The organism is Stenotrophomonas bentonitica (assembly GCF_013185915.1).
Taxonomy (GTDB): domain Bacteria; phylum Pseudomonadota; class Gammaproteobacteria; order Xanthomonadales; family Xanthomonadaceae; genus Stenotrophomonas; species Stenotrophomonas bentonitica.
Window position 1 is genome coordinate 1,139,712 of sequence record NZ_JAAZUH010000001.1, and the last position, 14,815, is coordinate 1,154,526.

The window sequence follows — 14,815 nt, forward strand, 5'->3', positions numbered from 1 at the left end:
TTCCGGCCCTGGTAAACCGGTGGTCGGCCCGCTCCACGAACTGAGGCTTTCAATGAAACGGATTCTTCTGCTGGCCGCCCTGGCCAGCGCTTCATCGCTGCTGCACGCCAAGCCGGTGGCACCGACCATCGAACAGATGGCCGCGTTCCCCGCCATCTCCAGCCTGTCCCTGTCCCCCGATGGGAAGCACATCGCCGGCCTGCGCGCCAATGGCGAGGAGCGCGTGATCGTGGTCTGGGAAACCAATGCCCTGGACAAGCCGCCGACCGTGATCGGTGCCGGACGCATGAAATTCCAGAGCGTGAGTTTCATCAAGAACGGCCTGCTCGCGGTCAGCCTGTGGCAGCCCTACGACCTGCGCACCGACCGGGTCAACAAGACCTTCATCAGCAAGTTCTTCATCACCGACACCGAAGGCAAGCAGTGGAAGGAGCCGATCACCCCGGCCCGCACCACCAGCCGCAATGAAGAGCTGGAACAGGCGCTGTCCAACTCCACCGTGCTCGACATCCTGCCCAACGATCCGGACCACGTCCTGGTGGTCAATGGCTCAGGCAGCAATTCCGGTGACGTGTACAAGGTCAACCTGCGCACCTTCACCTCCCAGCGCATCCAGAAGACTGAAGAGCGCGTGGCCGGTTACGTCACCGACCTCAACAGCGAGCTGCGCGCGCGCCTGCGCCAGGACGTGGACGGTACCGGCGCCTATGTGGCAACCGAGTTCCGCAATCCGGCCACCAACGCGTGGGAAGAGCACTTCCGTTCGCACGTGAAGGACCGCGACATCACCCAGGTGGTGGGGTTTGCCGATGACCCGAACATTGCCTTCATCCAGAGCAACGTTGGGCGCGACAAGACCGTCATCTACGAATACGACATCGCCGCACGCAAGCAGAAGGAAGTGCTGTTCGAGCACAAGTTCTTCAATGCCGGCAACGTGGTGATGAACCGCTACAGGAACGTGGAGGGCGTGCCGTTCGGCGCGCTGCTCGGCGTGGGATACCTGGGGCCACGTGAGAACGAGATCCAGTGGACCGACCCGACGTTCAAGTCGCTGGAGCAGGGCCTGCGCCAGGCACTGGGGATCACCGCCAGCGAGGTGACGCTGGTTGATCCAGCCACCGGCCAGCGCGCAACGACCCAGCTCGATGCTGGCAAGTCGATCCGCCTGCTGGACTACAGCGCCAACCTCAAGACCTTCCTGGTCTCGGTCTCCGGTCCGTCCGACCCGCCGGTCTACTACCTGTTCAACAACGGGCAGCTGACCGAGCTGGCCAAGACCTACCCGCAGATCGACCCTGCCTCCCTGGGCACCACCAGGCTGGTGTACTACAAGGCCCGCGACGGCCTGGACATCCCGGCGTTCCTGACCACCCCGAACACCGAGCTGTGCGGTGCCGGTCCGTGGAAGGCGGTGGTGCATCCGCACGGTGGCCCGTGGGCCCGCGACGGCATGGACTTCGACGGCTCGATGTGGGTGCCGCTGATGGCCTCGCGCTGCATGGCCGTGCTGCGCCCGCAGTTCCGCGGCTCGGCCGACTGGAGCCGCAAGCTGTGGATGGCCGGCGACGCCGAGTGGGGACAGAAGATGCAGGACGACAAGGACGACGGCGCCAAGTGGATGATCGAGCAGAAGATCGCCCAGCCCGGCCACATCGCCATGTTCGGCTTCTCCTATGGCGGCTACTCGGCCTTTGCCGCATCCGTGCGTCCCAATGGCCTGTACAAGTGCGCCATTGCCGGTGCCGGCGTGTCCGACATCAAGAAGATCTGGTCGCGGTTCTACACCAACCCGTTCTTCCGCCAGGCCCAGGCCAAGACGGTGGACGGCCTGAACCCACTGGACAAGGCCGGCGAGATCAAGATCCCGCTGATGGTCTACCACGGCGACCGCGACCGCACCGTGCCGATCGAGCAGTCCGAATGGTTCGTGGCCAAGGCCAAGAGCTCCGGCCAGCCGGTGGAGTACCACGCCATCGCCGACTACGCGCACGGTCCGGCCTGGACCCGCGAGATCATGGGCGACCAGCTGAAGCTGATCGACGATTACCTCGGCAAGGGTTGCGGCGGCGGCGGGCTTTAAGGCGCCGGTGGTACCCGTGGAGACACGCATGGCGTGTCCTCGCAGACCAACATCGGCCACCCTCGGGTGGCCGATGTCATTTCAGCCCGAAAGAATCACCTTCGCCGCATTGTGCCCGGGCGCACCGGTCACCCCACCACCGGGATGCGTGCCCGCCCCGCACAGATACAGCCCCGGCAGCGCCCCGCGATAATCCGCCTGCCCCAGCATCGGCCGAGCACTGAACAGTTGGTTGAGGCTCAGCGCGCCATGGAAGATGTCGCCGCCGATCAAACCGAACGTGCGCTCGAGATCCAGTGGGCTCAACACCTGCCGCCCCAGCACGAGATCCGCAAACCCCGGCGCGTGCCGGTCCACGGTGGCGATCATCAGATCCGCCACTTCTTCGCGATGGTCATCCCAACTGCGTCCACCGGGCGGCACCGGCGCCACGTGCTGGCAGAACAGGCTGGCCACATGCTGCCCGGGCGGTGCCAACGAGTCGTCCAGTGTGCTGGGAATCAGCAGCTCCACGATCGGTTCGCGCGACCAGCCGAACTGTCGCGCGTCGGTATAGGCGCGCTCCATGTACGCCAGGCTCGGCGCGATGATGATGCCGGCGGTGAGGTGGTCCCCTGCCCCCGGCAGTACGCTGAATGACGGCAGCGCCGACAACGCCACGTTCATCCGGAACGTGCCCGAGGCACACCGCCAGTTGGCCATGCGTTCGCGCGTGGCGATCGGTACCTGCTCCGGCGCAAGCAGCTGCTCGTAGAGCAGCTTCGGATTGACGTTGGCCACCACCGCACGCGCGTGGATGTGTTCGCCGTGCAGCGTTTCCACCCCGATCGCGCGACCGTGTTCGACCAGCACCCGCGCCACCCCGCAGTCGGTACGTATCTCCGCACCGGCGGCAATGGCAGAACGCGCCATCGCCTGGGTGATCGCACCCATGCCGCCGATGGCATGGCCCCAGGCCCCCTTGACCCCGTTGCTCTCGCCGAAGGCGTGGTGCAGCAATACATAGGCCGACCCCGGCGCCTCCGGGCTTGCGTAGTTGCCGACAATGCCGTCGAAGCCGAACAGTGCCTTGACCGGCTCGCTGTCGAACCAGCGGTCGAGGTACTCGGCTGCGGAAATGGTGAACAGGTCCAGCAGCTCCTGGCGCAGCGCGGGCGGCAGCCCATGCAGTCGCCGTCCGAGCTGCCCGGCCTGCCACAACGCCGGCAGCTGGGTCAGCCAATGGCCGTCACCCACGTTCGGCGGCGCCTGCAGGGCCAGCTCGCGCAGCACGTCGGCAAAGGCTTCCAGGCGTCGCTCGAACGCCGGCAGGCGCTCGGCGTCGCGCGCGGAGAAGCGCGCTACCTCGGACGGGGTCAGCCCGGCACCGGCCAGCAGGTAGTCGCCCTGCAGCGGCAGGAAGTTGTTGATCCGGCGGGGCACCACGCGCAGGCCATGCTCGGCCAGCGCCAGCTCCTGGATGATGCGCGGCTGCAGCAGCGACACCGTATAGGACGCGACCGAATTGCGGAAACCGGGATGGAATTCCTCGGTGACCGCCGCGCCCCCGACCAAGCCGCGCCGCTCCAGCACCAGCACGCGGCGCCCGGCCCGGGCCAGGTAGGCCGCGCAGACCAGGCCGTTGTGCCCGCCGCCAATGATGACCGCATCCCACCCACGCGCGTTGGAAGTGCCCATGGACGGTTGTATACACCGGCGCGCGGCCGCTTGTCCTGCGGTGGCAGTCGTGTGAAGACCTGTCACGCAGTGGCGGCTTGTGTTCGGCCATGACCTTCGACACCCTTGCAGGCCGGTCCAGCGGCGTATCGTCTGGCCCACGGCCCCGGGTGGGGCCACCCTGAAAGATTCTTCGGCCCGGAGGCCAACACGTGATCTCTCGCACTCCCAAAATGATTCTGCTGACCCTGGCCGTTTCGGCCGCGCTGGTCGGCTGCGGCAAGAACGAAGCACCGGCTACGGACAGCGCGGCCTCCACCGCCACCCCGACCGCCGCTGCCCCGGCCGCCACCGAGTTCAAGCTCGACGAAAGCAAGCTGCCGGCCTACAACGCCTTCCACCCGTCCGACCTGGACAAGAGCCTGGACGCCTGCACCGCGTTCGGCGACTACGTGAACAGCAAGTGGCTGGCCGCCAATGAAATCCCGGGCGACCGCACCAGCTGGGGCGCCTTCACCATCCTGGACGAGCGCTCGGTCGCCGTGCAGCACCAGCTGGCCGAACAGGTCGCGGCGGTGAAGAACCCGACCGGTATCGAAAAGATCGTCGGCGACTTCTGGGCCACCGGCATGGACGAAGCCAAGATCAACGCGCAGGGCATCGAGCCGATCAAGGCCGACCTGGCCGCCATCGACGCCCTGCAGGACAAGGACGCCATCGCCAACTACCTGCGCACCAGCGCGGCCAAGGGCGAGAACGTGCTGTTCGGCTTCGGTCCGGAAGCGGACTTCAAGAACTCCTCGCAGAACATCGCCTACGCCAGCCAGGGCGGCCTGGGCCTGCCGGACACCACCTACTACACCGATGCCAAGAACGCCGACAAGCTGAAGGCCTACCAGGCGCACGTGGCCAAGGTGCTGGAACTTTCCGGCGCGACCGCTGAAGACGCCGCCAAGCAGGCTGCGGACGTGGTCAAGTTCGAAACCCGCCTGGCCAAGGCGTCCAAGTCCAGCGAGCAGCTCTCGCGCGATGTGTCGCTGTACTACAACCCGGTCAGCGTCGCCGACGCCGACAAGCTCACCCCGAACTTCAGCTGGACCGAGTTCTTCAAGGCGCAGGGCATTGCCGCGCCGGAGAAGTTCTCGCTGGCCATTCCGGGCTTCCACCAGGAAGTGAGCAAGGCGCTGGGCGACACCGACCCGTCGGTGTGGCGTTCCTACCTGCGCTTCCGCACCATCGACGGCGCCTCGCCGTACCTGTCCGACGCCTTCGCCGACCAGAACTTCCAGTTCTACGGCAAGACCCTCAACGGCCAGAAGGAAATGAAGCCGCGTTGGAAGCGCGTGCTGGGCACCATCGAAAACGATGCCGGCGAAGCGTTCGGCCAGCTGTACGTCAAGGTCGCCTTCTCGCCCGAATCCAAGGCCAAGATGGAAGAGCTCGTCAAGAACCTGGCCGCCTCCCTCAAGGAGCGCATCCAGGGCCTGACCTGGATGAGCGACGAAACCAAGGCCAAGGCCATCGCCAAGTGGGAAACCTTCACCCCGAAGATCGGCTACCCGGACAAGTGGCGCGACTGGAGCGGGCTGACCACCGGCCGTGACAGCTACTTCGGCAACGTGCGCGCGGCCAACGAGTTCAACTACAAGTTCGCCCTATCCAAGATCGGCAAGCCGGTCGACAAGACCGAGTGGGGCATGACCCCGCAGACGGTCAACGCGTACTACAACCCGCTGCAGAACGAGATCGTGTTCCCGGCCGCCATCCTGCAGCCGCCGTTCTTCGACCCGAAGGCCGACGACGCGCTGAACTACGGCGGCATCGGTGCGGTGATCGGCCACGAAATGACCCACGGTTACGACGACCAGGGCAGCCGCTTCGGGCCGACCGGCAACTTCGAGAACTGGTGGAGCGAGGCTGACACCAAGAACTTCAGCGGCCTGACCGGCAAGCTGGTCAACCAGTTCGACGGCTACAAGGTGGGCGACACGGCGGTGAACGGCAAGCTGACCCTGGGCGAGAACATCGCCGACCTGGGTGGCCTGGCGACCGCGTACGACGCCCTGCAGAAGGCCAGCGCCGGCAAGGAAGACCCGATGGTGGACGGCCTCAGCCGCGACCAGCGCTTCTTCTTCAACTGGGCCACCGTGTGGCGCACCAAGTACACCCCGGAAAACGCGGCGGTCCGCCTGAAGACCGATCCGCACGCCCCGGCCGCGTTCCGTGCCATGGGCGCGCCGTCGAACCTGCCGACCTTCGCGAAGGCGTTCGAGTGCAAGCCGGGTTCGCCGATGGTCCGCGCCGGCGACAAGCAGGTCGTGATCTGGTAATCCATCACGTTCCTGCGTGATGCGTGAATGCGCACGAAGGCCCGGGCACTGCCCGGGCCTTCGTGTTTGCATGCGGCGTTTTCATTGGGTCTTGCTATAGTGCGCCGGTCTTCAATCCTTCCGGATTTGCTTCGCATGCCCAACCTTCGTCCGCTTGCCATCGCCCTGGGTCTGGGCCTGGCCACCCTGGTCGTCACCGACGCCTCCGCCGCCCCGAAAAAGAAGGCTGCCAGCCGCGCACCTGCGGTCGCCGCGCAGTGCAGCGACTTCTACGACGCCACCAACACCGGCTGGTTGAAGGCCAATCCGGTGCCGCAGACCGGTGCCACCACCGCGCTGGGCCAGCTGGCCGAACGTACCCGCGTGCAGCAGCGCGAACTGCTCGATGGCGCGATGAACGCGCCGCAGGGGAACGTGCAGAAACTGCTGGGCGACTTCTGGGCCAGTGGCCTGGACGAAGCCGCGGTGGAGGCCGATGGCTCGCAGCCGATCGCCCCGCTGCTGACCCGCATCAACGCGATCAAGAAGGCCAAGGACGTACCGGCCTCGATCGCCGCGCTGCACCAGGTCGGCATCCCGGTGGCGTTCAACTTCGCCCCGGACATCGACCTGAAGGCGCTGGACCGCCACATCGGCTACTTCATGCAGGGTGGCATGGGCCTGCCCGACCCGGCCTTCTACACCCGTACCGACGCCGACACCGTGGCCCTGATGGCCCGCTACCGCGCCTACGTCAAGCAGATCCTGGCGCTGACCGGCACCAAGGCCGCCGACCTCGACGCCGAGTCGCAGGCGGTGATCGCGCTGGAAACCGAGCTGGCACGCAATGCGCAGTCGCTGGCCGGCATCAACAACCCGTTCAACAACTACGCGCCGATCTCCACCAAGGAGCTCAACAGCCGTTACCGCAACCTGCAGCTGGACGCCTTCCTGAAGGCGCAGGGCGTCAACGACGACCTGGTCTCGCTGTCCGACCCGGCGCTGTTCAAGGCGCTCGACGGCATGGTCACCCGGATCAAGCCGGAGCAGTGGAAGGCCTACCTGCGCTGGCGCGTGGGCGATGCGATGGCGCCGTACCTGTCCAAGGCCTACCGCGATGCCGAGTTCGAATTCCGCGGCCGCGTGATCCGTGGCGAAACCATCGCCCCGGCGCGCTGGGAGCAGGTGCTGGACGCGATCAACGTGGCCGCCGGCCCGATGGTCGGCCGCGAATACGCCGCGCGCCATCTGTCGGCTGAAGACCGCCGCCAGGCTGCGGTGATCGCCGACAAGATCCGCGAAACCCAGATCGAAGCGGTCAAGGCCAGCAGCTGGCTGAGCCCGGAAGCCAAGACCGAAGCGCAGGCCAAGCTGGCCGCGATGAAGATCGAGATCGGCACCCCGCTGCGCGACCTGGACTACACCGTGCAGCCGATGGGCCGTGGCAGCTTCGGCAGCAACATGCTGATCGCTTCGACCTGGCGCCACCGCGAAGAAATGAAGCGGATCGGCAAGGGCAACGCCGACCGTCGCTGGGACGTGCTCCCGCAGCAGCCAGCGCTGGCCTATGACATCGCGCAGAACCGCCTGATCGTCACCGCCGCCGCGCTGCAGGGCCCGATCTTCAACGCAAAGTCCGACACCGCCGACAAGTACGGCAGCTACGGCGCGCTGGTGGCGCATGAGCTGACCCGTGCGATCGACGCCAAGGGCTCGCTGGTGGATGCCAAGGGCGAGCTGCGCAGCTGGTGGACCCCGGCCGACAAGACCGCCTGGAACCTGCTGGGCAACCGCGTGGCCGCGCAGTTCAGCGGCTACGAGTTCCCCGGCGTGAAGGGTGCCAAGGTCAACGGCGAACTGACCCGCGAAGAAAACCTCGCCGACCTGGCCGGGCTGGAGCTGGCATGGGCGGCGTACAACGCCGTGGAGCCGGGCGCCAAGCCGGCTACCCAGCAGGGCTTCTTCCGCGCCTGGGCCAGCCTGTGGCCGCAGCAGCTGTCGCCGAACGAAGCCGCGCAGCGGCTGACCTCGGACACCATGGCCCCGGGCAAGTGGCGCACCAATGGTCCGCTGTCGAACCTGCCGTCGTTCGGTGCCACCTACAGCTGCAAGCCGGGCCAGCCGATGCAGCGTGTGGATGGCGACCAGATCAAGGTCTGGCGCTGATGTAGCGCCGGGCTCTGCCCGGCCGTACCCAGAAGAATGCCGCGATCCTGATCGCGGCATTTTTCGTTATGCGTTCAATCCGGCAACAACGAACCGCGATACGCCACGATCAATCCGACGATCGGCGCGGCAATCTCCACGTCGAACACGAAGCGCCCGTCCACTTCGGTTTCGAACGTCTTGCCCTTCGGCAGCAGCGCTTTCGGAAGCGGAATGCCCAGGCACGACCAGCGACGCGGTACCAGCGTGAGCCGCTCGCCCTCCACCACCAGAGCCAGGGCGACATCGATCGCACCGAAGCGCTCAACCAGCAGCGCGTCGTTGCGCCCTGCCCCACGGCGTTGCCAGGATGAGAAGCGACGGCCCGCGAAGTCCCGCGTCCAGCGTTCCCCGCCGCGCTCCGGCGTGAACGCAACAGTGACCGGCACCTGTTCTGCCGCCTTCGGAAATCCGATCGCCGCCGCCACCAGCCGCGACAGCAGCCCCGTGCCACGGCGGATCCGGGCGACGCCACTCCACTGCCGCGCGTCGCATCCCGCATGCAGCGCCTGCACCTGCGGCGGCAACGCGTCGAAGGCGCTGCCCATCACCTGCCGGTACAGGCTGGCATCCGTGACAGCATCGACGACACCGGCGTCCATGTCGGTGCTTCGCTTACACGCTGCGCAGGTGGTTGGGCCGCTTCGGTCCGCCCGGCGGGCGTCGCTTGAACGGCGGTTGGCCGCGCCAGTAGCGGATCAGCAGCCAGCCGAACAGCATGCCGCCCAGGTGCGCGAAGTGGGCCACGCCCGGCTGCCAGCCGGTCGCGCCCAGCACCAGTTCCATCACGCCGAATACGATCACGAAGGTGCGTGCCTTCATCGGAATGGGCGGGAACAGCAGCATCACGCGCTGGTTCGGGAAAAGCATGCCGTAGGCCAGCAACAGGCCGAACACGCCACCGGAGGCACCGAGCACGGTGGCCGGGTCGGTCAGCATCGCGCCGACCAGCAGCTGGCACAGGCCGGCGCCGGCCACGCAGACCAGGTAATAGGTAAGGAAGCGCTTCTCGCCCCAGGTCTGCTCCAGCGGCGCGCCGAACATGAAGAGCGCCAGCATGTTGAAGAACAGGTGGCCGAAGCTGCCATGCAGGAAGCCATAGGTCAGCAGCTGCCACGGCTGGAAGTTTCCGCCCGGCGAGAACGGGTCGAAGCCACCGCGCAGCGGTTGCAGCATGAACGGCTCGAAGGTGCCGTTGCCGAGCAGGAACGGCTGCTGCAGCAGGAACAGCACGATGTTGGCGATCAACAGTGCCTTGGTAACGGTGGGCAGTCGCGGAAACATGGGGGCATCCTTTGGAACCGGGCCCATCATAACGTCAGGTCGGGCCCCACACCGCAGCATCCAGGTCGTCTTCGGCCCGGGGCATGTGCTTGACCCGGCCGCGCTCCATCACCACGCCTTCGGCGCGCAGCCGCTGGTTCTGCTCGCGCCAGCCGCGCGAGCCTTCCGGCATGGCGATCCGTCCGTCCGAACGCAGCACCCGGTGCCAGGGCAGGTCCGGGTCGTCGTTCATGCCAAGCACCCGCGCGGTCAGCCGGGCCCGGCCCGGCAGCCCGGCCTTGGCCGCGACCTGGCCATAGCCCATCACCTGTCCACGGGGGATCGCGCGGATCACCGCCAGGATCCGCGCACGCGCCTGCGCGGCGGCATCGGCCGCGTCGTCGGCGCTGGGCCTGGACTTTTTCATGTGCGGCGCCTCCTCAGCGCATCAGCACGATTTCTTCGGACGAGGTCGGGTGGATGGCCACGGTGTCGTCCAGCTGCGCCTTGGTCACGCCCATTTTCACCGCCACGGCGAACCCCTGCAGGATCTCGTCGGCGGCTTCGCCCAGCAGGTGCACGCCGACCACGCGCTCGTCTTCGCCCACGCAGACCAGCTTGAACAGGCTGCGTTGCGCACCGTCTGCCAGCGCCTGCACCATCGGGCGGAAGTTGGTGCAGTACACGCGCACGTCGCCGTGGCGCTCACGCGCCTCCTGTTCGCTCAGGCCGACCGCGCCCAGCGCCGGATGCGAGAACACCACGCTGGCGATGTTTTCATAGTCCATCTTCGCCTGCGGCTTGCCGCCGAACAGCCGGTCCATCAGCTTGCGCGCGGCCGCGATCGCCACCGGGGTCAGGCCGACCTTGCCGGCGATGTCGCCCACCGCATGCACGCTGGGCACGGCGGTGGTCTGCCAGTCGTCGACCTCCACTTCGCCCTTTTCGCCCACCACGATCCCCAGCGCTTCCAACCCCAGCCCGGCACTGTTGCCGCGCCGTCCGGTGGCGAAGAACAGCTGGTCGAAACGGGGTTCGGCCGGGCCGTCGTGGCCGTAGGCAATGACCTCGCCACCCTCGCGGCGCAGCTCGCGCAGGCGGTAATTGAAGTGCAGCTGCACGCCTTGGTGGCGCAGGTTCTCGGCCAGCTGCGCGGTCAGCTCGGCATCGAAGCGCTCCAGCAGGCGCTCGCCCCGCACCAGCAGCGTGACCCGACTGCCCAGTGCCTGCAGCAACCCGGCCAGTTCGACCGCGATGTAGCCGCCGCCGACTATCGCCACGCGCTCCGGCGCGCTGCACAGATTGAAGAAATCGTCGGAGACCGAGCCCAGCTCGGCACCGGGAATGTCCGGGCGTTGCGGGTGCGCGCCGGTCGCCAGCAGGATGTGCTCACCGCTGATGCGGATGCCGTCGCTGCATTCCACCGTGTGCGCATCGACCAGCCGCCCCTTGCGCGGCACGCGCACCACGCCGGTGTCGTTCAGGCGCTTGAGGTAACTGGCGTGGATGTTGGCGATGTAGCCCTGGCGGTGCACTACCAGTTCCTTCCAGTCCAGCGTGGGTCGCGCGGGTACGTCGAAGCCCATTGCCGCGGCCAGCCCGACGCGGCCGGAAAGGTCGGCTGCCAGCCACATTGCCTTCTTCGGCACGCAGCCGACGTTGACGCAGGTGCCGCCGAGTTCGCCCGGTTCGAGCATCGCCACGCGCTTGCCGTGCTGCGCGGCGCGGAACGCGGCCGCCAGCCCACCGGAGCCGCCGCCGAGCACGATCAGGTCGTAATCAAAGTGCGTTGTCATGGGCGCAAGCATGCCACGCCCGCCTGCGCCTCAGGCGTGAGGATGCGGCAAGAAGCGTCTCACCGCCGCAACGCTGGCCAGCGCCCGTAGGTCATCGCGCGCCACACCCATTCCAGCGGGCCGAAGCGGAAGTGCTTCAGCCAGGCGTGGCTGAGCAGCACCTGCAGCGCGAACAGGGCCAGCGCGAACGGCACCTGCCAGGCGCGCGGCAGCGTTTCGAACGCGCCCAGCCCGTAGCCGTAGAACAGCCAGGTGCAGACCAGCGACTGCAGGATGTACTGGGTCAACGCCATCCGCCCCATCGGTGCGAGCACGCGCAGGTGCCGGTGCCAATGCACGATCCACGCCAGGTAGCCCAGGCACATCAACAGGCTGGCCAGCGACGACAGCGCGTAGGCCGCGCCGGTGGTGGGGGTGAAGGTGCCCGGCGCCAGGTACGGGACCCACAGCGCACTGAGCAGCATCAGGCCCAGGCCGACCGGCAACGCGCCCAGGCGCAGCCGCCGATACAGCCGCTCGAAGCGTTCCGGTTCGGCCAGCGCGCCGCTGCGCGCGAACCAGCTGCCGAGCAGGAACATGCCGAGCACTTCCGGGCCGATGATGAGCGCGCCGGACAGGGCCGTGCCGAGATCGCTGGCACGTTGCGCCACGGCCTGGACAAACGTGCCATGCCCATACGCCTGGCGCTGCAGTTCAACGGTGTGCTGGCCCTGCGCGATGGCGCTGGCCATGCTGCCGCCCTCGCCCTGCGCCTGCGCGGCCAGGCCGACCACGGCACCGAGCAGCAGCATCATCGCGGCCGCGCACAGGTAGGTGAGCACGCCCATGGCCGGCAGCCAGCGCTGCGGCGCTTCGCGGGTGGCCAGCAGCGGCAGCGAGACCAGTGCGTAGATCACCAGGATGTCGCCGGACCAGACCAGCAGCGCGTGGCACAGTCCAATGAGCAGCAGGCCGGCGCTGCGGCGCAGGTAGAACGGGGTGAGGTCGCGGCGCGCGGCTTCGGCACGCTGCGCCATGATCGCGAAACCGGCACCGAACAGCAGCGAGAACAGGGTGAAGAACTTGCCCTGCACCAGCACGTACACCGCCGCGTCGACCCAGTAGTCCAGTCCGGTCCAGTGCGGGTCGATCCCGGTGAAGGCTAGGTCGAGCGGGCCGCTCAGCGCTTCCATGTTCATCAACAGGATGCCGAGCAGCGCGACCCCGCGCAGGATGTCGATGACTTCAATGCGGTCGCCACCGGCCAAGGGCTGCAGCGACGGGGTGGCAGGCTTCACGGGCGACTCGCGGATCGGGGCGGGTAGTGCCGGGCCATGCCCGGCAACCAGGCAAGCTGCGGGGCAACGCCCCGCAGCCAGACAAGCAGCGGGGCAGCGCCCCGCTCTACATCAGTGCTGGTGGCCGCCGTCGCCGTGCACGTGGCCGTGCTCGATTTCTTCCGCGCTGGCTTCGCGCACGTCCACGATCTCCACCGAGAAGTGCAGGTCCTTGCCGGCCATCGGATGGTTCAGGTCGACGTCGACCACGCTCATGCCGACCTTCTGCACGGTGACCGCGCGCGGGCCGAAGTTGGTCTGCAGCACGACCTGGGCGCCCGGGGTCAGCTTGGTGGTGCCGAAGTGCTTCTTGGGCACGCGCTGGGTCAGGCCTTCACGGCGTTCGCCGTAGGCATCGGCCGCCTTGACGTCGACCTCGAAGGTCGCGCCGGCTTCCTTGTCCATCATGGCGTTTTCCAGGCCCGGGATGATGTTGCCGTGGCCAATCAGGATCGCCAGCGGGTCGCGGTCCTTCGAGCTCTCGATCGGCTCCTGGCCCTGCTCGGCAACGGTGTAATGGAAGCGGACAACGCGGTCTTTTTCGATCTTCATGCGGGAACTCTTGTTCTGAGGCTGCCAGGGCAGACGGGTGGGACGGGTTGTCGCCCGCCGGATACGCCGCCATCATGACGGCCTTCTGAGGTCGCGCATTATCCGGACATCACGCACATGACGCCAGTTCCGCGCTCGATCAGCCCGTTCGCCCGGGGTGCCGCCCTGCTCTGCCTGGCCCTGCTGGCCGCCTGTGGCGGTGGCAAGACCACCCGCCCGAGCGCGCCGCCGGCCTCCACCCAGGTCTGGCCAACGGTGGTACCGAACGATCCGCAGGCGGCCAATGCGGTGCTGATGCGCGCGATCGGGCTGGTCGGCACGCCCTACCGCTACGGCGGCAACACGCCGGAGTCGGGGTTCGACTGCAGCGGGCTGGTCGCCTACGTGTACCGGGAAATGCTCGACCTGAAGCTGCCGCGCACCTCGCGCGACCTGGCGGCGGTGCAGGGCCCGAAGATCGACCCGCAGCGGCTGGCACCGGGCGACCTGGTGTTCTTCGGAGACCGGGGCAACGTGTTCCACGTCGGCATCTATGTGGGTGAAGGACGCTTCGTACACGCGCCGAGCACCGGGGGAACGGTGCGCCTGGATTCGCTGGGCGGGACGTACTGGAAGCAGCACTACACGGGGGCGAAACGCGTACTTCACTGAAATGAATGGGGGAAAGGTTCAAAAGTGTGACTTGAATCACGTTGTTCTTAACGAACATTTAACGGAATTTGTACCAAATCACACGTCTTACACGGCATCATCACCCATCGTTTTTATTCAGTGACCGCCGCGTGACGACAGCCGACCTGACGTGCCAAGGCCAGACCGCCACTTTCCGGCGCACTGCCCGCCCCGCTCTTCTCGCTTTCGCCCTCTGCCTGGCCAGTGTTCCGGCCTGGGCACAGACCGCACCGACGACCGCCGTCGATGCCGCGCCGGTTGCCGCTGCTGCCGTCGCCGAAGCACCCGCCGCCGCCAAGCCGAAGGCTGAGGCGCCGGCCCGCAGCAAGGCTGATGCCGCTGCCAGCGCCACCCTTGCCGCCCTGTTGCCGCACCTGGCGGCCAACGACACCATTCCGCTGATGGACCGCTCGGCGATGTTCGCCGGCGACCTGAGCCGCCTGCTGGCCAACTACGACGCCAGTTCCGGTGCGACCGGGGTGGTGGTCGGCGGCGAAGCCGACAATGGCAAGGTGCAGTCGCTGCTGCGCCGTGCGATGACCCTGCTGGGCACGCCGTACCGCTGGGGCGGCACCTCGCCGGACAGCGGTTTCGACTGCAGCGGCCTGGTCGGCTATGTGTTCAAGACCGCGCTGGGCATCGAGCTGCCGCGCGTTTCGCGTGAAATGGCCCACGACGGCGAAGCAGAGCTGATCAACGACCGCAACGCGCTGGCCGCGGGCGACCTGGTGTTCTTCGGCCGCAAGGGCCGGGTCGACCACGTGGGCATCTACGTGGGCGAAGGCCGCTTCCTGCACGCGCCCAGCACCGGCAAGGACGTCCGCGTGGACAGCCTGGTTTCGGGCTACTGGGGTGGCAAGTTCATGCAGGCCCGCCGCGTCGAGCTCTGAGCCGACCCGACCGACCCGCCTGCCGTGAAGAAGGCCGCTGCCCTGCAGCGGCCTTCTTCGTTGGGGCGGCCGG

General features: G+C 67.4%; 12 protein-coding genes. 5 read left to right on the forward strand and 7 right to left on the reverse strand.

Annotated features, from left to right (window positions below; all coding sequences use genetic code 11):
• The first annotated feature begins 52 nt into the window (after positions 1–52).
• The gene (locus HGB51_RS05090; protein WP_070207640.1) at positions 53–2,083 is read left to right on the forward strand and encodes an alpha/beta hydrolase family protein; all 2,031 of its coding nucleotides are present in this window, start codon (positions 53–55) and stop codon (positions 2,081–2,083) included.
• A gap of 81 nt (positions 2,084–2,164) precedes the next feature.
• Here the strand turns inward: HGB51_RS05090 and HGB51_RS05095 are convergent, their stop codons facing one another.
• Positions 2,165–3,760 (reverse strand): phytoene desaturase family protein, encoded by a 1,596-nt coding sequence (locus HGB51_RS05095; protein ID WP_070207639.1) that lies wholly within the window; start codon positions 3,758–3,760, stop codon positions 2,165–2,167.
• A gap of 212 nt (positions 3,761–3,972) precedes the next feature.
• On the opposite strand from HGB51_RS05095, the gene HGB51_RS05100 reads away from it, so the two are divergent.
• Positions 3,973–6,069 carry a M13 family metallopeptidase gene (locus tag HGB51_RS05100; RefSeq protein ID WP_216666714.1) on the forward strand — a complete coding sequence of 699 codons (2,097 nt, stop codon included), beginning with the start codon at positions 3,973–3,975 and terminating at the stop codon, positions 6,067–6,069.
• Positions 6,070–6,204: 135 nt separating this feature from the next.
• Positions 6,205–8,214, forward strand: coding sequence for a M13 family metallopeptidase (locus HGB51_RS05105; RefSeq protein WP_070207637.1), 2,010 nt, complete (start codon positions 6,205–6,207; stop codon positions 8,212–8,214).
• A gap of 74 nt (positions 8,215–8,288) precedes the next feature.
• Here the strand turns inward: HGB51_RS05105 and HGB51_RS05110 are convergent, their stop codons facing one another.
• The 6 genes from HGB51_RS05110 to HGB51_RS05135 all read right to left on the reverse strand — a co-directional run bounded on the left by HGB51_RS05110 (position 8,289) and on the right by HGB51_RS05135 (position 13,180).
• Positions 8,289–8,855, reverse strand: a complete 567-nt coding sequence (locus HGB51_RS05110; RefSeq protein ID WP_070207636.1) for a DUF4166 domain-containing protein — start codon at positions 8,853–8,855, stop codon at positions 8,289–8,291.
• A 13-nt stretch (positions 8,856–8,868) separates the two neighbouring features.
• The gene (locus tag HGB51_RS05115; RefSeq protein WP_070207635.1) at positions 8,869–9,537 is read right to left on the reverse strand and encodes a rhomboid family intramembrane serine protease; all 669 of its coding nucleotides are present in this window, start codon (positions 9,535–9,537) and stop codon (positions 8,869–8,871) included.
• 34 nt (positions 9,538–9,571) lie between these two features.
• Positions 9,572–9,943, reverse strand: a complete 372-nt coding sequence (locus tag HGB51_RS05120) for an MGMT family protein (protein ID WP_084738914.1) — start codon at positions 9,941–9,943, stop codon at positions 9,572–9,574.
• A 13-nt stretch (positions 9,944–9,956) separates the two neighbouring features.
• A complete protein-coding gene (gene gorA, locus HGB51_RS05125; protein WP_070207634.1) occupies positions 9,957–11,312 on the reverse strand; it encodes a glutathione-disulfide reductase in 1,356 nt (451 codons plus the stop codon).
• Positions 11,313–11,371: 59 nt separating this feature from the next.
• Positions 11,372–12,589 (reverse strand): DUF418 domain-containing protein, encoded by a 1,218-nt coding sequence (locus tag HGB51_RS05130; protein ID WP_256123601.1) that lies wholly within the window; start codon positions 12,587–12,589, stop codon positions 11,372–11,374.
• 111 nt (positions 12,590–12,700) lie between these two features.
• Complete coding sequence (locus HGB51_RS05135; protein WP_070207632.1) at positions 12,701–13,180, reverse strand: FKBP-type peptidyl-prolyl cis-trans isomerase; 480 nt, start codon at positions 13,178–13,180, stop codon at positions 12,701–12,703.
• A 117-nt stretch (positions 13,181–13,297) separates the two neighbouring features.
• Here HGB51_RS05135 and HGB51_RS05140 point away from each other — a divergent pair, with 117 nt between their 5' ends.
• Both HGB51_RS05140 and HGB51_RS05145 read left to right on the forward strand, forming a co-directional pair.
• Positions 13,298–13,831 carry a C40 family peptidase gene (locus tag HGB51_RS05140; RefSeq protein ID WP_070207631.1) on the forward strand — a complete coding sequence of 178 codons (534 nt, stop codon included), beginning with the start codon at positions 13,298–13,300 and terminating at the stop codon, positions 13,829–13,831.
• Between the two features lie 131 nt (positions 13,832–13,962).
• Complete coding sequence (locus HGB51_RS05145) at positions 13,963–14,742, forward strand: C40 family peptidase (RefSeq protein WP_070207630.1); 780 nt, start codon at positions 13,963–13,965, stop codon at positions 14,740–14,742.
• Positions 14,743–14,815 lie beyond the last annotated feature (73 nt).

Bases quoted from the DNA above. Each gene is read 5' to 3' on its own strand.
- HGB51_RS05135 (WP_070207632.1), bottom strand. From the start codon at position 13,180: ATGAAGATCGAAAAAGACCGCGTTGTCCGCTTCCATTACACCGTTGCC.
- HGB51_RS05115 (WP_070207635.1), bottom strand. From the start codon at position 9,537: ATGTTTCCGCGACTGCCCACCGTTACCAAGGCACTGTTGATCGCCAAC.
- HGB51_RS05090 (WP_070207640.1), top strand. From the start codon at position 53: ATGAAACGGATTCTTCTGCTGGCCGCCCTGGCCAGCGCTTCATCGCTG.
- HGB51_RS05100 (WP_216666714.1), top strand. From the start codon at position 3,973: ATGATTCTGCTGACCCTGGCCGTTTCGGCCGCGCTGGTCGGCTGCGGC.
- gorA (WP_070207634.1), bottom strand. From the start codon at position 11,312: ATGACAACGCACTTTGATTACGACCTGATCGTGCTCGGCGGCGGCTCC.
- HGB51_RS05105 (WP_070207637.1), top strand. From the start codon at position 6,205: ATGCCCAACCTTCGTCCGCTTGCCATCGCCCTGGGTCTGGGCCTGGCC.
- HGB51_RS05120 (WP_084738914.1), bottom strand. From the start codon at position 9,943: ATGAAAAAGTCCAGGCCCAGCGCCGACGACGCGGCCGATGCCGCCGCG.
- HGB51_RS05140 (WP_070207631.1), top strand. From the start codon at position 13,298: ATGACGCCAGTTCCGCGCTCGATCAGCCCGTTCGCCCGGGGTGCCGCC.
- HGB51_RS05110 (WP_070207636.1), bottom strand. From the start codon at position 8,855: ATGGACGCCGGTGTCGTCGATGCTGTCACGGATGCCAGCCTGTACCGG.
- HGB51_RS05095 (WP_070207639.1), bottom strand. From the start codon at position 3,760: ATGGGCACTTCCAACGCGCGTGGGTGGGATGCGGTCATCATTGGCGGC.